The sequence below is a fragment of the Streptomyces sp. NPDC059355 genome, assembly GCF_042752335.1.
GTDB lineage: Bacteria > Actinomycetota > Actinomycetes > Streptomycetales > Streptomycetaceae > Streptomyces.
The window spans coordinates 1-23550 of record NZ_JBHYXN010000001.1 but is presented as its reverse complement, the minus strand read 5'-3'; the positions used below and the strand labels follow the sequence as shown (position 1 = coordinate 23550).

Genomic DNA, 23550 nt, shown 5'->3' with positions numbered 1-23550 from the left:
TCGCGTCGTGCCGGGTCAGAAGCCGAACAGTGCGCCGCTGGTGTGCCGCAGCCCGCACGGGTTGCCGAAGGTGTACGAGTAGCTCAGCCGGCGGCCCTGCCACACCCCGTCCGCGGTCACCGTCATCGGGTTCCACTCGCGGGTGCAGTCGACGCCCGGGCCGGGCGCCGCTACCGCGTCCAACTGGCGCGAGTGCGCGCGCAGTTCGGCGCATGCGGTGGCCGGGGACGGGTGCGTCCCGCCCGGGGTCGGCGCGCAGACGAGCGTGACGGCGCGCAGCACCGTGCCGCGCGTGGCGTTCTCCCCGGCGGTGATGCTCAGGACGAGGGCGGAGGGCGCGTACAGGCTCTCCGCCCCGGACGGTGCGGCGTCGGCAGCTCCGGGCCAGGCCAGGGCCGTGAGAGCGGTGAGCGCCATGGCGGCGGAACCGAGGCCGAGACCCTTTGCGATGGACCGCATTTCGAACTCCCTTGAGTGGTTGCTTCGGATAGCGGACAGGAGTCTTGCCGACACGGGCCGTGAACGCCCGTTCGCACCCTCATTTCTCGTCACCGATCGTGAGCGAATGTATGCAGACCGCAGCGGTGCGGGCGCGCTGACCTGTGGGGGAGCGGACCGCCGAAACGGCCGAACACACGCGCTGAAACATGCGCGGGGGCGGGTCCGGACCGGGTCCGGACCCGCCCGGGGACCGCGTCGGGCGCCCGCGAGACCTGCGCCGGGCCCGGCGCGAGCCCGTGCCGGCCCGCGCCGGGCCCGCGGCGCGGGCCGGTGGGCTAGCGGGCGGTCGCGATGCGCGGGGCGTAGAGGTCGATCAGCCGGGTGCGGGTCTGCTGGAGGCGCAGCGCGAGCACGCGTCCGACCCAGTGCCCGATCGCGGAGCCGAAGGCGGGATCGGCGTCCATCATCATGCGTACGGCGGTCGCGTCGAACTCGTACGAGCGCACCGGGGTCATCGCCTCGGCGCTCAGCTGCCAGGTGTACGGCGGGAAGAGCCAGGACCAGCCGACGAGTTCCCCGGGGCCGAGGTTCTCGACGGGGGCGGGGCGGCCGGCGGGCAGCGGGACCTGCAGCGTCACCGTCCCGGATCGCACGATCCAGAAGGACTCCGCGCGCGAACCCTCCTCGAAGATCCTCGCACCTTCGGGGAAATTGACCTCGCGTGCCTGGGACATCAGCCGCCCGCGGTATTCGGCGGAGAGGACGGCGGCGATTCGGATGGGGGAAGGTGTGCTCACGACGGCCTCCGATCAGGGCCCCCCGTTACCCCCCCAGTGTGACCGACACCCGGACGAATCCGGGCGCGGCGCATCACCCGGTTGTTCGAGTACCCCACGTGCGGCCCCGCACGCGCGTTCCACGGCCGCTGAGGCCGACTCCCGGAAGTCGGCCGGTGGCGCCCCGCGCGGGGTCATTCCTCGGCGTTGGCCTCCAGGCAGGCCAGCTCCATCGCGTCGAGGACCGCCTCGTGGCTGCGGCGGCTCAGCTCGGCGACGTTCTCGATCTGCGCCGTGGCCCAGGCGGCCAAGGTCATCACCAGGACGCGCAGCCCGTCGGTGCCGTGCTCGGCCAGGATCGCGTCTGCGACGATCATCGCGTCCTCGGGCACCTGCTCCGGCGGCTCCAGCCCGGCGAGCCCGCGCAGCATCGTGAGGGTGCGGCGGGAGATCTCCGGCGTCATCCTCGCCAGCCGCAGGTCCTCTTCTTCGTCCATCCGCCCCACCCTCCCGTTCGGTCCCGTCCCCCCAGGGCACGGTAGGCGCTGACGGCCTTGCGCGTGGCCGTTTCGCCAGGGTGACCACACGTGAGGAAGGAGGCCGGGTGGGCTGCCCGCGTCGCGCGGTCGGGGCGGTGGCGGGAAAGTCGGTGCCCACGTGGGTTCCATGGTCGCCGACCCGCCGGTAACTTGGCCGCGGCATCGGTCAGTTGCCCCACATCTCCCCTCGCAGGAGCGATATGAAGAGCCTCATCCGCGCGCTGTCCGGCGCCCTCGTGCTGCTGGCGGGGGTACTGCCGGCGGTGGCCGCACCGACGCCCGCCGCGGCCGCACCGGCGGCGCCCGCGCCGGTGTCCGCCACCGCGCCGGCGGCCGAGGCGTGGACCCCGCCGCTGTCCACCCGCGGCCGCTACATCGTCGACGCCCAGGGCAACCGCTTCCGGCTTCGCTCCGGCAACTGGGACGGGTCCCAGGGCTCCTGGAACGGCAGCGGCGACCGCAACGACCCCGCCACGCACCACGCCGGCCAGAACTCCAACGGCATCCCGATCGGCCTGGACCGGGTCCCGCTGCCCACCCTGCTGGCCGACTTCCGGGCCCTCGGGCTCAACAGCATCCGGCTGCCCTTCTCCAACGAGATGCTCCGCACCACCGTCCCGGTCCCGGACGCGGCCGTCGCCGCCAACCCGGCGCTGCGCGGCCGCACCCCGCTCCAGGTCTACGACGCCGTCGTCGCCGCACTCACCGACGCCGGTTTCGCCGTCATCCTCAACAACCACACCGTCACCACCCGCTGGTGCTGCGGTCTCGACGGCAACGAGCGCTGGAACAGCGGCCGTTCCACCGCCCAGTGGGCCGACGACTGGGTGTTCCTGGCCCGCCGCTACCGCGACAACCCGCGCGTGGTCGGCGCCGACCTCTACAACGAGGTCCGCCGCGACGTGCTCGACGACCCGAACTGGGGGCTCGGCGACAACCACGACTGGCAGGCGGCCGCCCAGGAGGCGGGTGACCGGATCCTCGCCGAGGCCAACCCGAACCTGCTCATCGTGATCGAGGGCATCAACTGGACGGGCATCCCCGTGGACGGCTTCGCGCACGGCCGTCCCGCCCTCACCCCCGTCCGCACCCTGTCGCACACCCTCGTCGTGTCGGACAAGCTCGTGTACTCGGCCCACTTCTACGGGTACACCGGCCCCCGGCACAGCGGCGCGACCGGCATCGGCGAGACCCACGACCCGCGCTACCAGGACATGAGCCGGGCCCAGCTCGAACAGACCCTCTACGACCAGGCCTTCTACGTCTCCGCCGAGACCGGCACCCACTTCACCGCGCCCGTCTGGGTCAGCGAGTTCGGCATCGGCGCCGACGAGACAGGCGCCCTCCCGCGGGCCTGGTTCCAGAACCTGACCGGCTATCTGAACACCGTCGACGCGGACTTCGCGTACTGGCCTCTCGTCGGCTGGAGCACCACCGCCCAGGGCGCCCCGGGCGGCGACTCCTGGGCGATGCTCCGCTACGACGCCTCCGGCCGCCGCTCGGGCGTACTGGACGCGGGCGACTGGCGTACGCAGCCGTGGACGGCCCTCGCCGGCGCCGCGGGGCGCACCGGACAGATCCCCGTCACCCCCGCCTGGTACCAGCTGACCACTGACCACCGCGACCACAACGCCTCGCTGCGCACGCGGGCCACCGGCGACTGGGACAGCGGGGCCCGCAAGGCGGTCTGTCCCGACGGCGCCCGGCTGGCGGGACTCGGTCACACGGCCGGGCGCGGCCTGTGCGGCACCTCCGACCTGCGGGCCCCGACGGGCGGGCACACCGTGGTCCGCGACGAGGCGTACGTCCCGCCGGGCGGTGACTGGGCCACCGGCTATACGAAGTTCCAGTGCCCGGCGGGCCAGTTCCTGATCGGCTACAGCCTGCGCGGCGAACGGGTCTCGGCGGCCCTGTGCGCCCCGAGCCGGACGGCTCTCCCGGCGGGCGGCCGCACGCTCTGGTTCGACCGCGGCGACAACCGCCCGCCCGGCGCCCCCGGCGGCGAGTTCGCGTACGGGGACTACAAGGGCCAGTGCCTGCCGACCGAGTACGCGGCGGGCATCGCCTTCACGACCCGCGCGGCCTCCCGCCCGGGTCCGGCAGCCCTCCTCTGCCGCCCCCTGCCGCCGGCCTGAGCCGCCGGTGTTCCCCGTCCCGGCGGGCCCGCCGCCATCGGCGCCGCGGCCCGCCGGGAGCGGCACCGCCGGCTCCCGCCGGGGCCGCCGATCGGGCCGGAGCACGGCGAGGCCCCACCGTGTGCCCCCGTCCGACGCGGTCACCTGAACGCCGAACGCCCCGACAGCCCCTCACCGGCGCCACGGCCGCGGCCGTCATCGCGGCCGCCCGCACGTACCTCACGCAGCGCATGTTCCCGACTGCCCGGCGGAAGTGATCATGGCTGGAAGAGGATGGGACCCCGGGAGGCGGCAATTTGGCATTCGATTGCGTCAAGTGGGGTGAACGAGGGAGCAAAGGGGCCTAGGGTGCGCCCGTACGCACGGTCGAAGGCGGCAAGTTCACGTCTGTTTTCGGCCATCACCGCACAGTGACACAGTGACACCGAACTGGGGGGTTCATGCGTAGATCCAGAGGGTTCGCGGCCGCTCTCGCCCTGTCCCTGGCAGGGACAGGCGCGGGCATAGGCCTCGGCCTCGTCCCGCAGGCGGCGGCCGTCACCCCGCCCGTGGCCTTCACCGCCGACCCGCTGTCCACCTGGCAGCCCAACGGCGTCGTCTGGGCCCTCGCCGAGGCGGGTGGCACCGTGTTCGTCGGCGGCACGTTCTCCGCCGTCCGCCCGCCGGAAGGCGACGGCTCCGCCGAGCAGCCCGCGGTGAACTTCGCCGCACTCGACGCCGCGACCGGCGCCCCGACCTCCTGCCACCTCTCCTTCACCGTCGGCGGCGGCACCGCCACCGTCCGCGCCCTCACCCTCTCCCCGGACAAGCAGACCCTCTACGCGGGCGGCTATTTCGGCGCCGTCAACGGCACCCCGGTCTCCAGCCTCGCCGCCATCGACGTGGCCACCTGCACCGTCAAGACGGGCTTCCGCCCCGCCTTCGCGGCCACCGTGCGGGCCCTGGCCGTCACGGACGACACGGTCTACGCGGGCGGCGACTTCCTCACCGTCGCCGGGCAGCCGCGCGAGCGCTTCGCCGCCGTCGACGCGGCCGATGGCGCGCTGCGGCCCTTCACCGCCGATGCCGACGAGCCCGGCCGCGCCGTCGAGGTCACCCCCGACGGCAGCCACGTCGTCCTCGGCGGCGACTTCTTCACCGTCAACGGCACGAACACCCACGCCCTGGCAGTCGTCGACTCCACCAGCGGTGCGCTCACCAAGACGTACGCCGGCTTCATCGAGACCAACTCCGTCGTCAAGGACATCGCGACCGACGCGACCGGGTTCTACACCGCCAACGAAGGCACCGGCGGCGGCGTCTTCGACGGCCGCATCGCCGTCAACCTCAGCGACTTCAACCAGCGCTGGCGCGATACCTGCCTCGGCGCCACCCAGGCCGTGCTCCCGTACCAGAACGTGCTCTACAGCGCCTCGCACGCCCACGACTGCTCCAGCGTGGGCGAGTACCCGGACGGCCAGCGCCACCACCTCCTCGCCCAGCCGACCACCAGCGTCGGCAAGCTGGGCTGGGCCCCCGACACCAACGACGGCATCGGCGAGGGCATCGGCCCGCGCGTGCTGGCGGTCGGCTCCAAGGGCGGCGTCCAGTACCTGTGGGTCGGCGGCGAGTTCACGACCGTCAACGGTTCCGCGCAGCAGAGCCTGACCCGCTTCGCGTCCACCGGCGACACGGGTGCGCCCACCGTCCCCGTCGCGACCGCGGCGAGCTTCAAACCCGGCGAGGTGCAGGTGCGCTGGCGTACCAGCCTGGACCTGGACGACAGCGCGCTGACGTAGCGGATCTACCGGAACGGCTCGGGCACGCCGATCGCCGCGGTCACGGCGGACTCGCTGTTCTTCAAGCGCCCGCAGGCCTCCTGGACCGATACCACCGTCGCCGCGGGCCAGTCGTACACCTACCGGGTGACGGCCACCGACGCGGCCGGCAACACCAGCGCCCTGTCGGCGACCGCGAGCGTGACCGTCCCGACCTCGGTCGACGGCTACCCCAACCAGGTCCGCGCGGACGGCGCCCAGCTGTTCTGGCGCTACGACGACGCGGCCCTGCCGAACGTCGCCGACTCCTCCGCGAGCGGCAGCCAGAACGGCGTGCACCTGAACGCCCCGGCCCTGCGCCAGACGCCCGGCGCGGTCTCGGGTGCGAGCACGGCGATCGGTTTCAACGGCACGGACACCCGGGTCTACGGGGACCAGCGCCAGAGCATCGGCAGCAGCTACACCATCGAGACCTGGTTCAAGACGAACACGACCCGGGGCGGCAAGCTCTTCGGCTTCGGCAACAACCAGGTGCGCGGCAGCAGTCAGTACGACAAGCACATCTACATGACCAATGACGGGCGCCTCGTCTACGGCGTGTACACCGGCGCCACCCGCACCATCACCACCGGCACCGCCTACAACGACAACACGTGGCACCACGTGGCCGCCACCCAGGGACCGGGCGGCATGGTGCTCTACGTGGACGGCGTGCAGAAGGGCACCCTGGCCGTCACCACGCACGAGAACTACGCCGGCTACTGGCACGCCGGCGGCGACAGCCTCGGCGGCTGGCCGAACCTCCCGACCGGCGAGTTCTGGACGGGCCAGCTCGACGAGACCGCCGTCTACCCGAGCGTCCTGAGCGCGGCCCAGGTCCAGAACCACTTCGCCCTGGCCACCGCGCCCGCCGACTCGGTCGTCCAGGTGCAGGCCGCCGAGGACACCTACGCCAATGCCGGCGCGCCGGACGCCAACTACGGGAGCTCGTCCTCGCTCGCCGTACGGGGCAGCTCGCTGTACACGAGCTACCTGCGCTTCAGCCTGCCCTCCGCGCCGGCGGGCACCGTCCTCAAGTCCGCCTCCCTCAGCGTGAAGACCAGCACGATGAGCGGAGCCGGCACGGCGGACACGGTCTCGGTGGTCCCGGTCACCGGCACGTGGACGGAGGCGGGCACCACCTACGGAAACCGCCCCGCCACCGGAACCCCGGCCCTCGGCAGCTTCGCCGGAGTCCCGGACGGCTCGGCGGTGCACACCACCGGGCTGAGCACGGCCGCCCTGGCGGGCGCGCTCGGTACGAGCTACAGCCTGGCGCTGACCAGCCCGGGTACGGACGCGCTGTGGCTGTGGTCCTCCGAGGCGGCGGCGAACGAGGGCACGCCGCAGCTGACGCTGACCTTCGGCGCACCGTAGCCGCGGCAGGCGGGACGAAGGCGACAGGGGGCGCGGGCCGTTGCGGTCCGCACCCCCTGCCGCCGTCTACGCCACCGTGTACCTGAACTCGTACGCGACGGACGTGTCGCCGTGCCGGTACGTGAACGCGCCGGAGCCCGAAAGCCCGGCCAGCTCGCCCGATCCGGAGCCGGGGACCACCTCGAACGTGCACCGGGTGCCGGAGGCGTCGAAGGTGCCGCGCTGCTCCAGGACGAACGCCCCCTTGCGGCCGTCGACGGAGCCCGACAGCAGCTCCAGACCGGTGTAGGAGCCGCTTCCCTCCCCGGTGTACGTGATCGTGTAACCGGCGTCGGTCGCCCCGGCCTCGATCCCGCCCGCGAAGGCGTTGACGACCGTCGAGCGGGCGAGGCGCGGGGTGGAGTCGGCCGAGCCGATCGGCTGCTCCTGCCAGTCGGCGAACGTGAAACGACCGGTGGTGGTACGGGCGGACATGGAGGACCTCCTGGTTCACGGCCGGACGGGATCGTTTCCCCCGGCGCGAGAACAGCCTGTCCGGGATACCTGACACCCTCTGTCAGGTACCGGCGTCCGGTATCCCGGCCGCACCGGCCCGCCGGACACAATGACCCCATGCGCGCCGACCGGCTCCTCTCCCTCCTCCTGCTGCTGCAGAACCGCGGTCTGATGACCGCACCCGAACTGGCCGCCGAGCTGGAGGTGTCGGTCCGCACCGTCTACCGGGACATCGAAGCCCTCGGCGCCTCCGGCGTCCCGGTCCAGGCAGAGCGCGGACCGGCCGGCGGCTACCGGCTCATGGACGGCTACCGCACCCGGCTCACCGGCCTCACCGACGCCCAGGCCGGCTCCCTCTTCCTCGCCGGTGCGCCCGGGCCCGCGCAGGACCTGGGCCTCGGCGCCGATCTGGCCGCCGCCCAGCTCAAGCTCCAGGCGGCGCTGCCCGCGGCCCTCGCCGACCGGGCCCGCCGCCTCCGGGACCGCTTCCACCTGGACGCCCCGGCCTGGTTCCGCGATGCCGACCCCGTCCCGCACCTCGCGCAGATCGCCCAGGCCGTCTGGGACCAGCGCGTACTGCTCACCCACTACCGGCGCTGGAGCGGCGAAGAGCGGTCCGGGCGCCCGCTGCACCCGCTCGGGCTCGTCCTCAAGGGAGGCATCTGGTACCTGGTGGCACGGGCCGCCGACGAGCGCGTACGCAGCTACCGGGTCTCGCGGTTCCTCGCCGTGGACACCGCGGAGGAGGGATTCGAGCGTCCGGCCGGCTTCGGACTCGCCGCGTACTGGGCGGAGTCCGCGCGCCGGATGGAGCAGGCGACCCGGCAGGGGACCGCCCGGCTGCTGCTGTCCCCGCGCGGGATCCGGCTGCTCCCGATGCAGTTCGGCGCGTCCGGCGTACGGGCGCTGGCCGGGGCCGGCCCGGCCGAGCCCGGGGACCCGGAAGGCTGGATCCGCGTGGACCTGGAGGTCGAATCCGCGGCCGTGGCGGACGGCGACCTGCTCCGCCTCGGCGCCGAAGCCGAGGTCCTGGCCCCGCCGGAGCTCCGCCGGGCCCTGGCGGACACCATCGCCGCCCTGGCCGAGCGGTACGCGCGCCCGGCTTAGGTCGCGGGCGCTGCCGGCGGGCGGTGCTCCCAGCGGATCTCGCCGTCCTCGAGGTGCGGGGTCGGGGCGAAGCCGCAGGCCGCGGCGACCGCCGCCGAGGCGTGGTGGCCGGGGTGGACGTGGGCGATCAGCAGCCCGACGGGGAGCTGCGCCAGCCACGCCGTGACGGCGCGGGCCGCCTCGGTGGCGAAGCCCCGGCCCTGCCAGGGTGCTCCGATCACCCAGGCCAGCTCGGCCGTGTCCCGTGCGGGTGCGACCGTGGCCTGCACGGTCCCCACCAGCGGCCCGTCCCCATGCAGCCGCAGCACCCAGTTGCACCACACGACCGCGGGGTCGGGAGAACCGGCCGCCAGCCGGTCGTAGCGCTCGCGCAGCGCATCGGCCGTGAGCGGGGCACCGCCGATGAACTCGTGCAGTACGGGATCGCCCAGTACGCGGGCCATCTCCGGGGCGTGCCCGACGCGCAGGGGGAGGAGCTCCAGCCGGGCGGAGCCGAGCCGACCGGCACCGACCGTACGGACCGGCGGTCGCCGGACCTTGGCGGACGCGCCCGCGCGGGGTACGCCGTCCACGGCGAGGCAGATCCCGAAGACGCGGTCACGTCCGGTCCAGCCGTTGACCCGGCCCCGGTTGTTGCTGATCTGCACGCGGCGGCGCGGGGTGTCCACGGCCGAGACCAGGTGCAGGTACACCGTGCCGGAGACCCGGGCCAGGACGATGTCCCCGGGCCCGACGAGCGCCGGGTCGACGGGCGCGACCCGGACCCGCTGCCTGCTGTGGATCAGCGGCACCATCGAGTCGCCGGTCGGCCGGAACTCCACGGTCTCGCCCCGGCCGATGCGGTCCGCCACTGCGTCGAGCATGCCCATCGGGCGAGTGTGCCCGGCGCGGCGGGTTTCCGGAAACCGCATTCTTTCCGGATCCCGGTCAGCGTGGCGGTTCCACCTCCAGGAAGCGGCGCCGGCGCGGTCCCCGGTAGAGCAGGCAGCCCCAGCCCAGGGGCTCCAGCGCGGCCGCACAGGCCGTCAGCCGCTCCTGCTCCGCCTCGGCCGCGCCCCCGCCGGGCGGCCCCGGCCAGGTCACCTCCACCGTCGCGGACCCGGACGGCCCGGACGGCCCGGGCGCCACCCGGTACCCCGTCCGCGTACGCCGGCCCTGCTCGTCCACCGCCGACGGCACGATCCCCGCGGCCTCGAGTACGAGGGCCACCGCGCGCGGCATCTGCCGCAGCTCCCAGGGGGCGGGAACCGCCGTCCCCGCCGGGCCGTTCACCAGGCGGCGGATCTGCAGCAGGCCCTCGTACGCCGTGCGGACCTCGGCCTCCCGCGCCGCGGTGGCGGGCCGCTCCGGTCCGTCGCCGGTCGAGGGCTCGAAGGACGTGTCCACCACCCACCGCCCTCCACCCGTGCGTTCTGAGTACCTCACACCCGACGACCTGAGTATCCGCCCCGATTCCCCGCGAACCCGCCGCTGGTCGAATAGGGGCATGCCCTTCGACGCCACCGCCACCGCCGCCGCTCGCCCGCGCCGCATGCAGCACGTGACCACCGCCGGCTCCGCCCTGGCCGTGGCCCTGCTCCCGCTCGTGGTCGGCGTCCTGGTCGCCAAGGGCATCGCCGCCGACCCGCACACCCCGGTCAACGCCCTCATCACGGGCGGCGGCCAGCGAGCGGGCCTCCCGCGAGCCGAGTGGCGCCGCCGGGGCCACGCCACGCTGCACCGCCTGCGCACGGCCCGCCGCCTCACCGCCCGCCGCCGCCCCGCCTCCGCCCCCACGTGCCCGCACCGCCCCGGCGCCGCACCCGTGAACCGCACGGCCTGACCGCCCCGCCGCCTACCCGGCGGGCGCGAGGGGCTCCTGGAGTTCCGTGACCCATTGGGTCCGGTCCTCCGGGCAGGCCAGGGTCAGTTCCCGCGCGTAGCCCGCCGAGCGGTGGCCGTTCGCGTCGATCCAGTGCGCGAGCGCCTGGGCGGTGGGCAGGATGCCGTCCATCGAGCCCCGGTGCACCACCGTCGCGGCCCGCTCCACCCCGGGCAGCTCGACCACCCGTACCGCACCCCCGAGGGCCTCGGCGCGGACCGAGGGCCCCACCGGCAGACCGGCGTGGACGAGGACGGCGCCGGCCTCCGCGCCCGGCGCGTCCTCGTAGTAGGCGATCCCCGGGCCGGTCGGGACCACCCCGGCGGCTTCGATCCGGCGGCAGAGCTCTTCGTAGAGCGGGCCGATGACCGGCCCGATGTCCTGCGGTTCGTAGCTCCCCGCAACCCCGGTCAGCTCGACGAGCCGGACGGGCGGGAGGCTCTTGACGACGATGTCGACACTGGACATGGATCCCTCGCTCTCGATGGTCCGGAGCCTCGTCTCGACCTGGGTCAGCCGGGCCGCCGCGGCGGCCATGGCCGACTCCAGTTCGGCCCGGCGCAGCCGCAGCATGCCGCGCAACTCCTCCGCGCCCAGCCGCTCGTCGAGGATCGACCCCACCTCTTCCAGGCTGAAGCCGAGCTCCTTGAGCGCGATGACACGGTTGAGGCGGGCGAGTTGCCCGGCCTCGTAGTAGCGGTACCCGCTGGCGGGGTCGACACGCGCCGGGCGCAGCAGTCCGATGGCGTCGTAGTGGCGCAGCATGCGGACCGATACCCGGCCGTGCTTGGCGAAGTCTCCGATGGTGAACATGACGTCCTCCAGTGCAGGCCCTGACACGGGGGGAGGGTCAAGTCCTGAGCGATATCTGCTGGTCAGCGGCCATACTGCCGGATGCACAGATCCACGATGGAGGGCGGTACGGCCCCCTCGGCGGCCGCGCACAGCTCGTCGGGGCGGGGCAGCAGCGGCGGGACCGCCTGCCGCGGGGTGCGCGGCGGCGCGGGCTTGGGCGGGCGCGCCCGACGGGGCGCCGCGGGCGGTTTCGCGCCGCGTACGGCGGGTGGCCGCTCCGGTGCGGCCCGGACCGGCGGCGGGGCCGACGGCTCGGGGAGCCGCCCCAGCGGCAGGGGCAGGGACTCCGGGGGAGTCGGCGGCCGGTCGGGGGCGGCCGACGCATCGGCCGTTTCCTGCGCGTCCGCGGCCGCCGAGGAGCCGCGCGCCGGAGCCGGAACCGCCTCCGGGCCCGCGGAGACGCAGCCGGTGCTCGCGAGCAGCGCGGCGAGGGACAGGGGCAGGGCCCGGCGTAACTGCATCCGACCACCATGCCGCACCGCGGGCCGCTCGCAGGCCCGCGCTCACGCGTCCGGGTGAAGCGGCAGCGGAGTCGGCCCCGGAGGCCTCACCGTCACGGTCCGGATGCCGAGGGCTACCGGGCTCGAGAAGTGGAACGGACGGATGGTGCAGATCGGACACCCGGCTTGACCGGGGCCATCCCGGGAGGAAAGAGTGCGCCGATCAAGCACTCAAGAACCACCGCATGAGCTGCACTTCGGAGATATCTCATATGTTCGTACCGGTCCGCGATTCGCTTGGCCCCATGACAACCCGAGGCGCCCTTCAGCCGGGCGCCGGCACGGGCACGGTCCTGGTCGCGCGGCGGCGCAGGGCCTGACCGGGAGGGTGGGGGCCGACACCGCACCGCCGCGCCGGTCCCCACCCCCGCCGGGAGACAACCGTGTCCCACCACTCCGATGAGAGCGCAGGCGCGCCCGACGACCGCCTGTTCGTACGCCCGTACGTGGCCCCCTCCGCGCGGCCGCCCCGGTCGGCCACGCCCGCCTGGCCGCACACCGGGCCCGTCCCCGTGTCCTTCCACGCGCCCGAAACCCGGGGTGGGAGCGCTGTCGCGGAGCCGGCCGGCGCGGCCGCCGCTCCGGAGCGCGGCAGCCGGGTCCCGCTGGTGGCCCTGGCCCTGCTCGCCCTCGCCGCGGCCGGCGGACTGGCGTTCTGGCTCACCGGACCCGACCCGGAGCCCCGGCGGGCCGTGAAGCCGCCGGAGTTGTCCATGCCGGTGCTCCCGGCGCGCAGCCCCGGAGCCGGGGCCGACGACGCCGAGGCCTCGCCCGAAGGGTCCGTACGGGCCTCCGCGCCCCCGGCGGCGGCATCAGGGCCGGGAACGGCATCGAGCCCGGGCCCGGCGGGACCCTCCGCGGGGCGGACCCCCGGGTCGGCGCCGCCGAGCGTCCCCTCCGGGGCGGCGTCCCCGGGAGGTTCCGGGACGCTGCGCATGGGCGACAGCGGGCCTGAGGTGCGCGCCCTCCAGGAGCGGCTCCACGGGCAGGGGTTCACGTACGTCTCGGTCACCGGCGAGTACGACAGCCAGACCAAGCGCGGGGTCGCGCAGCTGCAGCGCGACCGGGACATCAAGGGCGACCAGCCCGGGGTCTACGGCCCGGCGACGCGGGCGGCCTTCGGGGGCTGAGGCCGGAGCGGGCCGCACCCCCGAGGTCAGCGGCCGCCCGATACCCGCAGGACGGCGCCCGTCGTGTAAGAGGCGTCCGGGGACAGCAGCCAGGCCACGGCCCCGGCGACCTCCTCCGGCCGTCCGGCCCGCCCGAGCGGGATCCCGGCCGCCGCCCGGGCCGGCCGCCCGGGGTCGCCCATCGCGGCGTGCATGTCGGTCTCGATGATGCCGGGCGCCACCGCGTTGACCCGGATCCCGTCCGGGCCGAGCTCCTTGGACAGCCCCACCGTCAGGGCGTCGGTGGCGGCCTTGGTCGCCGCGTAGTGGACGTAGTCGCCGGGGCTGCCGAGCGTGGCGGCCGCCGAGGACACGTTCACGATGGCCCCGCCGCCCGCCGCCGCCATGTCCCGGGCGGCGCGGCGGCAGCACAGCAGGTACCCGAGCAGATTGACCTCGACCACGCGCCGCAGGTCCTCGGTCGCGGTGTCCGCGAGCCGGCCGAGCGGGCCGGTCACGCCGGCGTTGTTCACGAGCCCCGTCACCGCGCCGAACTCCGCCCCGGCGATGTCGAAGAGCCGCTCCACCCCGCACTCGTCGGCGGTGTCCGCGCGTACGGTCAGACAGTGTGCACCGGTCGCCCGTACGCGGCGCGCGACGGCCTCCGCGGCCGCTTCGTCGCGGAGGTAGCCGAGCACCACGTCGTGGCCGTCCGCGGCCAGGCGCCGACAGGTCGCGGCGCCGATGCCCCTGCTGCCTCCGGTGACGACGGTGACCGGACGACGTGGCACGGGGACCTCCTGGGTGCGGCGGACGGCGGCGCGGCGGGTCGGCGCGGGGGCGCGGGGGCGGGGCGCGTCAGGCTAACACCGGGATTTCCGCTGGACCAGCGCAAATGCCCGGCCGCACAGTGGATGCCATTGCACACGACGCCGTCACATTCCAGGAGTTGCGCACATGTCGACCTTGCGGGTCACCGCCGAAGAGCTGACCGTCCACGAGCATCCGAACGCCGACGCGCTGGAGCTGGCGCAGGTGGGCCTCTACCGGGCCGTCGTCGCCAAGGGGGCCTACCGCACCGGCGAGTTCGCGCTCTACATACCCGAACAGGCCGTGCTGCCCGCCGACCTGATCGCGGAGCTCGGCCTGACCGGCCGCCTCGCCGGAGGCTCCGCCGACCGGGTCAAGGCGGTCCGGCTGCGCGGCGAGCTGTCGCAGGGGCTGGTGTGCCGGCCGGGTGCGCTGGCCGATGTGGACCTGGCGCGGGCGGCCGAGGAGGGCGTGGACTTCGCCGAGCTGCTCGGGATCACGAAATGGGCGCCGCCCATCCCGACGACGATGAACGGCGAGGTGGAGGCGGCGCCCGAGCTGCTGCCGTGGGTGGACATCGAGAACCTGCAGCGCTACCCGGACCTGTTCGAGCCCGGCGAGCCGATCGTCCTCACCGAGAAGCTGCACGGCACGGCCTGCCTGTCGACGTACGTCGCGGACGGTGGCCGGGTGTTCGTCTCCTCCAAGGGTTTCGGCTCGAAGGGGCTGGCCCTGCGGGAGGACGAGCGCAACCTGTACTGGCGGGCGGTGCGCGGGCACGGCGTACCGGAGGTCGCCGCGAAGCTGGCCGAGCGGCTGGGCGCCACCCGGATCGGAGTGTTCGGCGAGGTGTACGGCGCGGGCGTCCAGGACCTGGCGTACGGAACGGACGCGCGCACGGCCGCCACCGGGCCGGGCTACGCCGTCTTCGACGTATCGGCGGAGATCGACGGACAGGTGCGGTGGCTGGACCCGCGGGAGCTGTTCCAGGAGGGTGAACTGCCCCTCGTGCCAAGGCTCTTCGAGGGTCCGTACGAGCTCGACACGGTGCTGGAGCTGGCGAGCGGCCGGGAGACGGTGTCCGGACGGTCGGTGCACCTGCGCGAGGGCGTGGTGATCCGCCCGGAGACGGAGCGCCACAGCCCGGTGGTCGGCGGTCGCGCCATAGCCAAGGCCGTCAGCCCGGCCTACCTCACCCGCAAGGGAGGCACGGAGTACGAGTGACCCCGACGCGCGCCGGGGCCCCGGGTAGCCTGGGGCGATGGCCGACTCCGACGCGCTGACCAGGGCCCTCGACGCCCCCGCGGACCCACCGCTGAGTGTGTTGCCGCCGGGTGTGGTCGAGTTGCTGCGCAACCTGCCCGCCCCACCCCGCCTGGCGGCGCACTTGAGACTCGTCCACGACGTGGCCGGCCAACTCGCCGACTGGCTGACCGCGTACTGCCCCGGCCTGCCCTTCGCCCGCGCTGCCGTGCTCTTCGGCGCGGCCACGCACGACGTGGGCAAGGCCGTCCACACCGCCGAGCTCAGAGGACCTGGCTCCGCGCACGAGGACGCCGGGCGGGAGCTGCTCCTCGCGCACGGGTTCAGCGAGGAACAGGCTCGCTTCGCCGCCACCCACGCCACCTGGGCGGCGCCCGGCATCAGCGTCGAGGAGCTGCTGGTGAGCACCGCCGACAAGGTGTGGAAGGGCAAGCGCGTGCCCGAATTGGAGGACCTCCTGGTCGGCCGGATCGCGCAGGCCGCGGGTACCGAGCCGTGGGCCGTGTTCCTCGATCTGGACGAGGTGCTCGGCCGGATCGCCGACGGCGCCGACCGGCGGCCGGCTTTCCAGGCCTCCTTTCCGGTCTGACCAGCGTCCGAAAGGAGGGCCCCGGCCCTCGGAGTCGGGGCCGGGGTCTCAGACGAGGCGCGCGCCGCCGTCCACGTGCAGGACGGTGCCGGTGACGAACGGGTTGGTGATCGCGTACAGCACCGACCGCACCACGTCCTGCGGGGTGCCGGTCCTCCTGGCCGGGTTGCGGTCCGCGACCCCGCGCAGGAACGCCTCCTTGTCCTCGCCGAGCCGGTCCCACGCCCCGGAGTCGATGATGCCGGGGGAGACGGCGTTGACCCGCAGCGGCGAAAGCTCGACGGCCAGCGCCTCCACGAGGAAGGACAGGGCCCCGTTGGCGGTGGCCATGACCACCCGCTCCGGGGCGGGCCGCCAGGCCGCGAAGCCGGAGAAGAAGGTGAGCGAGCCGCCCTCGTCCATCCGCCCCGCCAGGTGCTTGGCGAGCAGCAGCGGCCCGAAGACCTTCGCGGCGAAGGCCCGCTGGACGTCGGCGAGTACGAGACCCGACACCGGCCCGTTGGCGGGGACGGCGGCCGTCGAGACGACGTGGTCGACGCGGCCCGCGGCTTCGGCGAGAGCGGCGATCGACCCCTCGTCGGTGAGGTCGGTCGGCTGGATGCGGGCCGGTCCGGGCAGGGCGGCCGCCGTCGCCGACAGCCGGTCCGCGTCGGGGCCGGCGAGGACGAGCTCGGCACCGGCCGCCGACGCCGTGCGGGCCAGCGTCCGCCCGATGTGCGAGCCGGCGCCGACGACGACGAGCCGCTTGCCGTCGAGGGAGTCCTGGAAGAGAGCAGCAGTGGGCATGGGATGTCCTGAGGTCAAAGTTCTGAGTTCTGAGGTCCTGTGTCGTGTACCTCCACGACTCCACGACTCTCCGTCCAGCGGATCCCATACGTCCAAGACATCGTTTCTACCGTCGCCATAAAATCTGCTCATGACCACCCTGCGGCAGCTCGAATACCTCGTCACCATCGTCGACACGGGCTCCTTCACGCGGGCCGCCGAGCTCCTGCACGTCTCCCAGCCGGCCCTGTCCCACCAGGTCCGCGCGCTGGAGCGGGATGCCGGCGGGCCCCTGCTGGAGCGGCTGCCGCGCGCGGTCCGGCTGACCCCGATGGGCCGCGCCATGCTCCCGCACGCCCGCGCCGCGCTCGCCGACGCCGAACGGGCCCGGACCGCCGCCCGCCGCGCCGTCGGCCTGGACGGCGGCGAGATCCAGGTCGCCGCCGTCTACTCGGTCACGCTCGGGATCCTGCTCCCTGTGCTGCGCACCTGGCACGAGCGCCACCCGCAGGTACGCGTCCGGCTGATGGAGTTCCCGCACACCGACGCGCTGCTCGCCGCGATGACCGCGGGCCGCGCCGACCTCGCCGTGGGGCCCCGGCCCGGCGAATGGGGCGGCCCCGTAACGGAGTTGGTGGAGGAGGAGTTCGTACTGGCCGTCCCCGCCGGGGATCCGGCCCCGGACCGGGTGCGCCTCGCGGACCTGGCGGACCGCTCATGGGTGCACTACGCCCCCGGCAACGGCCTGGCCGAGGTGGTGGACCAGGCCTGCGCGGCGGCCGGATTCCGGCCGCGTGCCGCCGTACGGACCGAACAGACCGCGGCGGCGCCGCTGTTGGCCGCCACCGGGCTCGGCCCGGCCCTGGTCCCCGAGAGCGTCGTGCCGTCCGGCTTCGCGGGCCGGGTGCTGCGCCCCGAGCCGCCGGTGCGCCGGATGCTGGCCGCCTACACGCGCCCGCACCCCGACCCGCTCACCACGGCCTTCCTGGACACACTCGCCCGGCACGCGGCGGACGGCGGCTCCTGAACTCAGGGCCGCCGGGCCGGAGCTCCGGCGCGGACCGCGAGGGACGTGCGCCAGCCCGGGGCCTCCGGCTGCGGGGGCCGGGGCGCGGGGCGGCCGCCCGTGGCGAAGAACGCCGACAGCGGGAGCGTCGCCGCGCCGACCGTGACCGCGTCCGGGCCGAGAGAGCCCAGGCCGATGGTGACGCGGTCGGCGGGATGGCGCAGGGAGTACCGGGCCGCGTGCTCCCGTACGGCGGGCAGGATGTGCGGGCCCAGCAGCAGACCGGCCCAGCCGCCGATCAGGATGCGCTCCGGCCGGAACAGGTTGATCACGTCCGACAGGCCCGCGCCGAGGTACTCCGCGGTCTCCTCCAGGACCTCCAGGGCCACCGGATCCGCCGCGACCGCCGCCGCCAGCAGCGCCGACAGGGCCTCTTCCTCGTCCGCCGCGTCCGCGGCGCCGCCGCCCCGTTCCGCCCAGCGCGCCAGCAGGGACTCCGCCCCCGTGTACGCCTCCAGGCAGCCCAGTGCCCCGCACCGGCAGCGCCGTCCCCGCACCGAAACCGTCAGGTGCCCCCATTCCAGCGGGGTGCCCTCCGTCGTCTCCCCGTCGGGTGAGCCGTCCGTGATCAGGCTGGCGCCGACGCCCGAGCCGAACAGGACGACGACGGCCTCGCGGGCGCCGCGCCCCGCCCCGAACCACATCTCGGCCTGGCCGAGCGTGCGCGCGCCGTTGTCGATGATGTACGGGACCTCCGGCGGCACGGCTCCGGTCGCCCGCAGCAGCGCCTCCAGCGGGACCGCGTCCCAGCCGATGGTCTGGCCGTGGACGACCGTCCCGCCCGGCGCCTCGCGGTCCACTATGCCGGGGACGCCGACGCCCACTCCCAGCAGCCGGTCGGTCCCGACCCGGGCCTGTGCGAGGACGGCGGTGATCCCGGTCCGGACGTGGTCCACGATCGGGCCGACGTCGTAGCAGCCGCGGGGCTGCAACGGCAGCTCGGTGCGCGCGAGTTCGGTGAGGGCCAGGTCGAACAGCTCGACGCGTACCCGGGTTTCACCGACGTCGACCCCGATCATGTGGGCGCTGTCGGGGGCCACGCGCAGCAGGGTGCGCGGCCGGCCGCCGTCCGAGTCGACGACGCCGGCCTCCTCCAGGAGTCCGTCCGCGACGAGTTCGCCGACCACGTTGCTGACGGAGCCGGAGCTCAGCCCGGTGGCGGGCCCGAGTTCCTGCCGGCTCATCGGCCCGCCGAAGTACAGCCGCTGGAGTACGGCGCTGCGGTTGCCGCGCCGCAGGTCCCGTACCGTACGGCCGCCACGCCCTGTGGTCATCTGGCTCCTTCCGTCCTGCCGTCCGCCCTGTCGTCGCTCGCAACATACCCCTGCGGGACCTCTTGACGCGACCCTTTCGCAAGGCTTAACTCACGTCCTGAATTAAGGGCTTGAGGCGCTCGGCTCCCATGAGGCGGGTGCCGCCGAGGCGTCCCGCCGAAGTATGGCCGCCGAAGCACCGCCGCCCGAGCCGAGAACACCCGCCGGCCTTCCCCCCGACCCTGCCGAAAGGGGCCGATCCGCCATGCGCAGAACCCGAGCCGCCGCTGCCGCCGTCACCGCCTCCCTGCTCGCCGCCGCCACCGCCTGTGGCGGCGGCACCGCGGACGCCGGCCGCGGCTCCAACACCGCCCCCGAGGAGCTGACGTACTGGGCCTCCAACCAGGGCCCCGACCTCGCGGCGGACCAGGCGACCCTCACCCCGGAGCTGAAGAGGTTCGAGGAGCAGACCGGCATCAAGGTCAAGCTCGAAGTCGTCCCCTGGTCGGACCTGCTCAACCGGATCCTCGCCGCGACCGCCTCCGGTCAGGGTCCCGACGTCCTCAACATCGGCAACACCTGGTCCTCCTCCCTCCAGGCCACCGGCGCCCTGCTCCCGTGGAACGCCGAGAACTTCGCGGCGATCGGCGGCAAGGACCGCTTCGTGGAGTCGGCCATCGGCTCGGCGGGCGCCACCGGCCAGGACCCGGCCGCCGTACCTCTGTACTCCATGGCGTACGCGCTCTACTACAACAAGAAGATGTTCCGGGAGGCGGGCGTGGCGAAGCCCCCGGCCACCTGGGACGAGATGGCCACCACCGGCCGGCAGCTGTCCAAGGACGGCAAGTGGGCGCTCGGCGCCGAGGGGGCCAACCCCTCCAACAACATCCACCAGGTCTTCGTCCTCGCCAAACAGCACGGAGCGGACTTCTTCGACGCGGCCGGCAAGCCCGCCTTCGACTCCCCGGGCGCGGTCGACGCCGTCAAGCAGTACGTCGACCTGATGGCCAAGGACAAGATCATCGCGCCGGGCAACGCCGAGTACGCCCAGAACCAGTCGCTCCAGGACTTCGCCAACGGCAAGACCGCCATGGTCCTGTGGCAGAGCGCCGCCTCCTCCTTCAAGAGCCACGGCATGAAGGAGGGCGACTGGGGCGTGGCCCCGGTCCCGGTGCCCGCGGGCGGCACACCCGGCTCCGGCGGCAACACCAACTCCATGGTCGCCGGCATCAACCTCGCCGTCTTCAAGAACACCGACAACATCGACGGCTCGCTGAAGTTCGTGAAGTTCATGACCAGTGACGAGGAGCAGAAGATCCTCAACAAGACGTACGGATCCATCCCGCCCGTCAAGGCCGCGCAGAGCGACCCAGCCTTCGCCACCGACGACCTCACCGTGCTCCGCACCACCCTGGGCACCAGCGCCGCCCCGCTCCCGCAGGTCCCGCAGGAGTCCCAGTTCGAGACCGCCGTCGGCACCGCCGTCAAGGAGCTCTTCGCCGACGCCGCGGCGGGCCGCCCCGTCACCACCGAGTCGGTCAAGGCCAAACTGACCAAGGCCCAGCAGCAGATGGCGAGCTGAGCCCGACCCGATGAGCACCAAGAGTCGCGTGAGCCGGATGAGCCGCACCGGCCTCAAGTCCGCACGCCCGCGCCGCAGTTCCGTCCCCTACCTGCTCCTCCTTCCCGCCCTGCTCCTCGAACTGCTCATCCACCTCGTCCCGATGGCGATGGGCATCCTGATGAGCTTCCGCGGGCTGACCCAGTTCTTCATCCGCGACTGGTCCCGTGCCCCCTGGACGGGCCGGGCCAACTACGAGCTCGTCCTCGACGTCGACCGGCCCGTCGGCGAAGCCCTCTTGCGGTCCTTCCTCACCACCTGCCTCTTCACCCTGCTCTCCGTCGGCCTGTGCTGGCTGCTGGGCACCGCGGCGGCGGTGTGCATGCAGGAAAGCTTCCGCGGCCGCGGCCTCCTTCGGGCCCTGTTCCTCGTCCCGTACGCCCTGCCCGTGTACGCGGCCGTCATCACCTGGGCGTTCATGTTCCAGCGGGACAACGGCCTGGTGAACCACGTACTCCACGACCAACTGGGCCTGGGCGGCGCCGAGCACACCTTCTGGCTGCTGGGCGACAACAGCTTCTGGGCCCTGCTGACCGTCTCCGTCTGGAAAGGCTGGCCGTTCGCCTTCCTCATCGTGACCGCCGCCCTCCAGAACATCCCAGGCGAGCTGTACGAAGCCGCCGCGCTGGACGGCGCCGGCATCTGGCAGCAGATCCGCCGGATCACCCTTCCCTCGGTCGGCGCGGTCAACCAGGTGCTGGTCCTGGTGCTGTTCCTGTGGACCTTCAACGACTTCAACACTCCGTTCGTGCTGTTCGGCAAGTCGGCCCCCGAGGCCGCCGACCTGATCTCCCTCCACATCTACCAATCGAGCTTCGTCACCTGGAACTTCGGCACCGGATCGGCCATGTCCGTCCTGCTGCTGCTCTTCCTGCTGCTGGTCACCGCCGGATACCTGCTCGTCACGACCCGCGGAAGGAGGAACGGACATGGCTGACCACCGCGGCCGCCCCTCGTCCCCACTGGCCCCGCCCCTCACCTTCCGGGTGATCCGCGCGGTCTTCCTCACCCTGCTCTCCGGCTTCGTGCTGCTGCCCGTCTACGTCATGGTCACCAGCTCCCTCAAGCCGCTCCAGGACGTCGCGGGCCGCTTCCGCTGGATCCCCGGCGGTCTCACCGTCCGCCCCTACATCGACATCTGGCACACCGTCCCGCTCGGCCGGTACTTCGTGAACTCCCTGATCGTGGCGGGCGCCGCCACCGCGGCCTCCGTCGTCATCGCCGTCTTCGCGGCCTACGCGGTCAGCCGCCACCGCTTCCGCGGCAAGCGCCTGTTCACCGTCACCGTGCTCTCGACCCAGATGTTCCCCGGGATCCTCTTCCTCCTCCCGCTGTTCCTGATCTTCGTGAACATCGGCAACGCCACCGGAATCGCCCTCTACGGCTCCCGCGGCGCGCTGATCCTCACGTACCTGACCTTCTCCCTCCCCTTCTCCGTCTGGATGCTCATCGGCTACTTCGACTCGGTGCCCCGCGATCTCGACGAAGCGGCCACCGTCGACGGCTGCGGACCGCTCGGCGCGCTGCTGCGGGTCGTGGTCCCGGCGGCCGTCCCGGGCATCGTCGCCGTCGCCGTGTACGCCTTCATGACGGCCTGGGGCGAGGTGCTCTTCGCCTCCGTCATGACGAACGACACCACCCGCACCCTCGCCGTCGGACTGCAGGGCTACTCCACGCAGACCGACGTCTACTGGAACCAGATCATGGCCGCCTCGCTCGTCGTCAGCATCCCCGTCGTCGCCGGATTCCTGCTGCTCCAGCGGTACTTGGTGGCCGGCCTCACGGCGGGAGCCGTCAAATGAACCCTTCGGCAGGAGCCGTCCGATGACCCTTTCCGAAACCCGTTCCGACACCAGCGGCGAACTCCGCGGTATCGATCTCGCCGCCCTGCCCGCCGAGTTCGCCTGGGGCACCGCGACCTCCGCCTACCAGATCGAGGGCGCCGTCGCCGAGGACGGCCGAGCCCCCTCCATCTGGGACACCTTCTCCCACACCCCCGGCGCCGTCGACGGCGGCCACACCGGCGACACCGCCTGCGACCACTACCACCGCTGGCGCGAGGACATCGCCCTGATGCGGGAGCTCGGCACCAACGCCTACCGGATGTCCGTCGCCTGGCCCCGCGTGGTCCCCGGCGGGGACGGCCCGGCCAACGCCAAAGGCCTGGCCTTCTACGACCGGCTCGTCGACGGCCTCCTCGACGCCGGGATCACCCCCTCCGTCACCCTCTACCACTGGGACCTGCCCCAGGCCCTCCAGGACCGCGGGGGCTGGCCCGAGCGGGCCACCGCCGAGCACTTCGCCGCGTACGCCGGGATCGTCGCCGCCCGCCTCGGCGACCGGGTCACCCAGTGGGCCACCCTGAACGAGCCCCTGTGCTCGGCCTGGATCGGCCACCTGGAGGGCAGGATGGCCCCGGGCTGGAGCGACCTGACCGCCGCCGTCCGCGCCTCGTACCACCTGCTGCTCGGCCACGGGCTCGCCACCCAGGCCGTACGGGCCGCCGCCCCCGGCGCGCGGATCGGCATCGTCAACAACCTCTCCACCATCGAGCCCGCCACCGACCGCGAAGCCGACCGCGCGGCGGCCCTGCGCATGGACGGCCACGTCAACCGCTGGTGGCTCGACCCGGTCCACGGCCGCGGCTTCCCCGCCGACATGCGCGAGGTCTACGCCGTGGACCTCCCCGAACGCCCCGGCGACCCGGCCGCCATCGCCGCCCCGCTCGACTGGACCGGCCTCAATTACTACTTCCCGCAGACCGTCACCGCCGACCCGGCCGGCCCCGCCCCGTACGCCCGCCAGATCGACCGGCCCGGCGTCCCGCGCACGGGCATGGACTGGGAGGTCGACGCGAACGGCCTGGAGACCCTGCTCATGCGGCTGACCGAGGAGTACGGGGCCCGGCGCATCCACGTCACCGAGAACGGCTCCTCGTACGAGGACGCCGTCGCCCCCGACGGCGGCGTCCACGACCCCGAGCGCGCCCGCTACCTCACCGGGCACCTCGCGGCCTGCGCCCGCGCCGCCCGCCGCGGCGCACCACTGGCCGGGTACTACGCCTGGTCACTCCTGGACAACTTCGAGTGGGCCTACGGCTACGACTGTGAGGATGTTGGGGTGCCGCTCCAAGCGGTGGCCTGACTCGCGCTACGACTGGCCCTGGTGCCTTGCGTTTGATCTGTCGGCCAC

General features: G+C 73.6%; 22 protein-coding genes and 1 pseudogene. 12 read left to right on the top strand and 11 right to left on the bottom strand.

Annotation, left to right across the window (positions count from 1 at the left end; genetic code table 11):
* Positions 1-15: 15 nt before the first annotated feature.
* The 3 genes from ACFXGI_RS00115 to ACFXGI_RS00105 form a co-directional block, all read right to left on the bottom strand.
* On the bottom strand, positions 16-459 hold the full coding sequence (locus ACFXGI_RS00115) for an SSI family serine proteinase inhibitor (RefSeq protein ID WP_384700861.1): 444 nt from the start codon (positions 457-459) through the stop codon (positions 16-18).
* Positions 460-776: 317 nt separating this feature from the next.
* Positions 777-1238, bottom strand: a complete 462-nt coding sequence (locus ACFXGI_RS00110; RefSeq protein WP_384700857.1) for a Crp/Fnr family transcriptional regulator — start codon at positions 1236-1238, stop codon at positions 777-779.
* 173 nt (positions 1239-1411) lie between these two features.
* Positions 1412-1714, bottom strand: a complete 303-nt coding sequence (locus tag ACFXGI_RS00105; protein WP_030864982.1) for a hypothetical protein — start codon at positions 1712-1714, stop codon at positions 1412-1414.
* Between the two features lie 242 nt (positions 1715-1956).
* On the opposite strand from ACFXGI_RS00105, the gene ACFXGI_RS00100 reads away from it, so the two are divergent.
* A complete protein-coding gene (locus tag ACFXGI_RS00100; protein WP_384700854.1) occupies positions 1957-3891 on the top strand; it encodes a glycoside hydrolase family 5 protein in 1935 nt (644 codons plus the stop codon).
* 440 nt (positions 3892-4331) lie between these two features.
* Positions 4332-7064, top strand: a pseudogene (locus ACFXGI_RS00095) (DNRLRE domain-containing protein).
* Positions 7065-7130: 66 nt separating this feature from the next.
* Here the strand turns inward: ACFXGI_RS00095 and ACFXGI_RS00090 are convergent.
* Positions 7131-7538 (bottom strand): DUF3224 domain-containing protein, encoded by a 408-nt coding sequence (locus ACFXGI_RS00090; protein ID WP_384700851.1) that lies wholly within the window; start codon positions 7536-7538, stop codon positions 7131-7133.
* Positions 7539-7676: 138 nt separating this feature from the next.
* Between ACFXGI_RS00090 and ACFXGI_RS00085 the strand changes: the two genes are divergently transcribed.
* Positions 7677-8666, top strand: coding sequence for a helix-turn-helix transcriptional regulator (locus ACFXGI_RS00085; RefSeq protein WP_384700848.1), 990 nt, complete (start codon positions 7677-7679; stop codon positions 8664-8666).
* Here the strand turns inward: ACFXGI_RS00085 and ACFXGI_RS00080 are convergent.
* Together ACFXGI_RS00080 and ACFXGI_RS00075 are read right to left on the bottom strand one after the other, a co-directional pair.
* Positions 8663-9535, bottom strand: a complete 873-nt coding sequence (locus ACFXGI_RS00080) for a GNAT family N-acetyltransferase (RefSeq protein ID WP_384700845.1) — start codon at positions 9533-9535, stop codon at positions 8663-8665. The two genes, ACFXGI_RS00085 and ACFXGI_RS00080, sit on opposite strands and share 4 nt — an antisense overlap.
* 58 nt (positions 9536-9593) lie before the next feature.
* Positions 9594-10055 carry a hypothetical protein gene (locus ACFXGI_RS00075; RefSeq protein WP_384700842.1) on the bottom strand — a complete coding sequence of 154 codons (462 nt, stop codon included), beginning with the start codon at positions 10053-10055 and terminating at the stop codon, positions 9594-9596.
* A gap of 97 nt (positions 10056-10152) precedes the next feature.
* Here ACFXGI_RS00075 and ACFXGI_RS00070 point away from each other — a divergent pair, with 97 nt between their 5' ends.
* Positions 10153-10488 (top strand): hypothetical protein, encoded by a 336-nt coding sequence (locus ACFXGI_RS00070; RefSeq protein WP_384700839.1) that lies wholly within the window; start codon positions 10153-10155, stop codon positions 10486-10488.
* A 12-nt stretch (positions 10489-10500) separates the two neighbouring features.
* On the opposite strand, the gene ACFXGI_RS00065 is transcribed toward ACFXGI_RS00070, so the two are convergent.
* Together ACFXGI_RS00065 and ACFXGI_RS00060 are read right to left on the bottom strand one after the other, a co-directional pair.
* On the bottom strand, positions 10501-11340 hold the full coding sequence (locus ACFXGI_RS00065) for a MerR family transcriptional regulator (protein WP_384701796.1): 840 nt from the start codon (positions 11338-11340) through the stop codon (positions 10501-10503).
* Positions 11341-11402: 62 nt separating this feature from the next.
* On the bottom strand, positions 11403-11843 hold the full coding sequence (locus tag ACFXGI_RS00060; protein ID WP_384700836.1) for a hypothetical protein: 441 nt from the start codon (positions 11841-11843) through the stop codon (positions 11403-11405).
* A 422-nt stretch (positions 11844-12265) separates the two neighbouring features.
* Here ACFXGI_RS00060 and ACFXGI_RS00055 point away from each other — a divergent pair, with 422 nt between their 5' ends.
* A complete protein-coding gene (locus ACFXGI_RS00055; RefSeq protein ID WP_384700833.1) occupies positions 12266-13012 on the top strand; it encodes a peptidoglycan-binding protein in 747 nt (248 codons plus the stop codon).
* 26 nt (positions 13013-13038) lie between these two features.
* Here the strand turns inward: ACFXGI_RS00055 and ACFXGI_RS00050 are convergent, their stop codons facing one another.
* Positions 13039-13782, bottom strand: coding sequence for an SDR family NAD(P)-dependent oxidoreductase (locus tag ACFXGI_RS00050; RefSeq protein WP_384700829.1), 744 nt, complete (start codon positions 13780-13782; stop codon positions 13039-13041).
* A 166-nt stretch (positions 13783-13948) separates the two neighbouring features.
* On the opposite strand from ACFXGI_RS00050, the gene ACFXGI_RS00045 reads away from it, so the two are divergent.
* A complete protein-coding gene (locus tag ACFXGI_RS00045; RefSeq protein WP_384700826.1) occupies positions 13949-15025 on the top strand; it encodes an RNA ligase (ATP) in 1077 nt (358 codons plus the stop codon).
* A gap of 37 nt (positions 15026-15062) precedes the next feature.
* Positions 15063-15653: an HD domain-containing protein gene (locus ACFXGI_RS00040; protein ID WP_384700823.1), complete on the top strand. Its 591-nt coding sequence runs from the start codon at positions 15063-15065 to the stop codon at positions 15651-15653.
* 48 nt (positions 15654-15701) lie between these two features.
* On the opposite strand, the gene ACFXGI_RS00035 is transcribed toward ACFXGI_RS00040, so the two are convergent.
* The gene (locus ACFXGI_RS00035; RefSeq protein WP_384700821.1) at positions 15702-16439 is read right to left on the bottom strand and encodes an SDR family oxidoreductase; all 738 of its coding nucleotides are present in this window, start codon (positions 16437-16439) and stop codon (positions 15702-15704) included.
* A 130-nt stretch (positions 16440-16569) separates the two neighbouring features.
* On the opposite strand from ACFXGI_RS00035, the gene ACFXGI_RS00030 reads away from it, so the two are divergent.
* On the top strand, positions 16570-17445 hold the full coding sequence (locus ACFXGI_RS00030; RefSeq protein ID WP_384700818.1) for a LysR family transcriptional regulator: 876 nt from the start codon (positions 16570-16572) through the stop codon (positions 17443-17445).
* 2 nt (positions 17446-17447) lie between these two features.
* Here ACFXGI_RS00030 and ACFXGI_RS00025 read toward each other — a convergent pair whose 3' ends face one another.
* Positions 17448-18758, bottom strand: coding sequence for an ROK family protein (locus tag ACFXGI_RS00025; protein WP_384700815.1), 1311 nt, complete (start codon positions 18756-18758; stop codon positions 17448-17450).
* A gap of 244 nt (positions 18759-19002) precedes the next feature.
* Here ACFXGI_RS00025 and ACFXGI_RS00020 point away from each other — a divergent pair, with 244 nt between their 5' ends.
* From ACFXGI_RS00020 to ACFXGI_RS00005, 4 genes are read left to right on the top strand one after another with little or no spacing between them, the layout of a single operon-like run.
* Positions 19003-20319, top strand: a complete 1317-nt coding sequence (locus ACFXGI_RS00020; RefSeq protein WP_384700812.1) for an ABC transporter substrate-binding protein — start codon at positions 19003-19005, stop codon at positions 20317-20319.
* A gap of 37 nt (positions 20320-20356) precedes the next feature.
* The gene (locus tag ACFXGI_RS00015) at positions 20357-21295 is read left to right on the top strand and encodes a carbohydrate ABC transporter permease (protein ID WP_384701793.1); all 939 of its coding nucleotides are present in this window, start codon (positions 20357-20359) and stop codon (positions 21293-21295) included.
* The gene (locus ACFXGI_RS00010; RefSeq protein ID WP_384700809.1) at positions 21288-22160 is read left to right on the top strand and encodes a carbohydrate ABC transporter permease; all 873 of its coding nucleotides are present in this window, start codon (positions 21288-21290) and stop codon (positions 22158-22160) included. Before ACFXGI_RS00015 ends, ACFXGI_RS00010 begins: the two co-directional genes overlap by 8 nt.
* A 22-nt stretch (positions 22161-22182) precedes the next feature.
* A complete protein-coding gene (locus tag ACFXGI_RS00005; protein WP_384700806.1) occupies positions 22183-23502 on the top strand; it encodes a GH1 family beta-glucosidase in 1320 nt (439 codons plus the stop codon).
* Positions 23503-23550: the final 48 nt, after the last annotated feature.

What these genes read in the sequence shown, in the direction of transcription:
- ACFXGI_RS00115 (WP_384700861.1), bottom strand. Translation starts at nt 459, where the DNA reads ATGCGGTCCATCGCAAAGGGTCTCGGCCTCGGTTCCGCCGCCATGGCG.
- ACFXGI_RS00105 (WP_030864982.1), bottom strand. Translation starts at nt 1,714, where the DNA reads ATGGACGAAGAAGAGGACCTGCGGCTGGCGAGGATGACGCCGGAGATC.
- ACFXGI_RS00100 (WP_384700854.1), top strand. Translation starts at nt 1,957, where the DNA reads ATGAAGAGCCTCATCCGCGCGCTGTCCGGCGCCCTCGTGCTGCTGGCG.
- ACFXGI_RS00090 (WP_384700851.1), bottom strand. Translation starts at nt 7,538, where the DNA reads ATGTCCGCCCGTACCACCACCGGTCGTTTCACGTTCGCCGACTGGCAG.
- ACFXGI_RS00085 (WP_384700848.1), top strand. Translation starts at nt 7,677, where the DNA reads ATGCGCGCCGACCGGCTCCTCTCCCTCCTCCTGCTGCTGCAGAACCGC.
- ACFXGI_RS00080 (WP_384700845.1), bottom strand. Translation starts at nt 9,535, where the DNA reads ATGGGCATGCTCGACGCAGTGGCGGACCGCATCGGCCGGGGCGAGACC.
- ACFXGI_RS00070 (WP_384700839.1), top strand. Translation starts at nt 10,153, where the DNA reads ATGCCCTTCGACGCCACCGCCACCGCCGCCGCTCGCCCGCGCCGCATG.
- ACFXGI_RS00065 (WP_384701796.1), bottom strand. Translation starts at nt 11,340, where the DNA reads ATGTTCACCATCGGAGACTTCGCCAAGCACGGCCGGGTATCGGTCCGC.
- ACFXGI_RS00060 (WP_384700836.1), bottom strand. Translation starts at nt 11,843, where the DNA reads ATGCAGTTACGCCGGGCCCTGCCCCTGTCCCTCGCCGCGCTGCTCGCG.
- ACFXGI_RS00045 (WP_384700826.1), top strand. Translation starts at nt 13,949, where the DNA reads ATGTCGACCTTGCGGGTCACCGCCGAAGAGCTGACCGTCCACGAGCAT.
- ACFXGI_RS00040 (WP_384700823.1), top strand. Translation starts at nt 15,063, where the DNA reads ATGGCCGACTCCGACGCGCTGACCAGGGCCCTCGACGCCCCCGCGGAC.
- ACFXGI_RS00035 (WP_384700821.1), bottom strand. Translation starts at nt 16,439, where the DNA reads ATGCCCACTGCTGCTCTCTTCCAGGACTCCCTCGACGGCAAGCGGCTC.
- ACFXGI_RS00030 (WP_384700818.1), top strand. Translation starts at nt 16,570, where the DNA reads ATGACCACCCTGCGGCAGCTCGAATACCTCGTCACCATCGTCGACACG.
- ACFXGI_RS00025 (WP_384700815.1), bottom strand. Translation starts at nt 18,758, where the DNA reads ATGACCACAGGGCGTGGCGGCCGTACGGTACGGGACCTGCGGCGCGGC.
- ACFXGI_RS00020 (WP_384700812.1), top strand. Translation starts at nt 19,003, where the DNA reads ATGCGCAGAACCCGAGCCGCCGCTGCCGCCGTCACCGCCTCCCTGCTC.
- ACFXGI_RS00015 (WP_384701793.1), top strand. Translation starts at nt 20,357, where the DNA reads ATGAGCCGCACCGGCCTCAAGTCCGCACGCCCGCGCCGCAGTTCCGTC.
- ACFXGI_RS00010 (WP_384700809.1), top strand. Translation starts at nt 21,288, where the DNA reads ATGGCTGACCACCGCGGCCGCCCCTCGTCCCCACTGGCCCCGCCCCTC.
- ACFXGI_RS00005 (WP_384700806.1), top strand. Translation starts at nt 22,183, where the DNA reads ATGACCCTTTCCGAAACCCGTTCCGACACCAGCGGCGAACTCCGCGGT.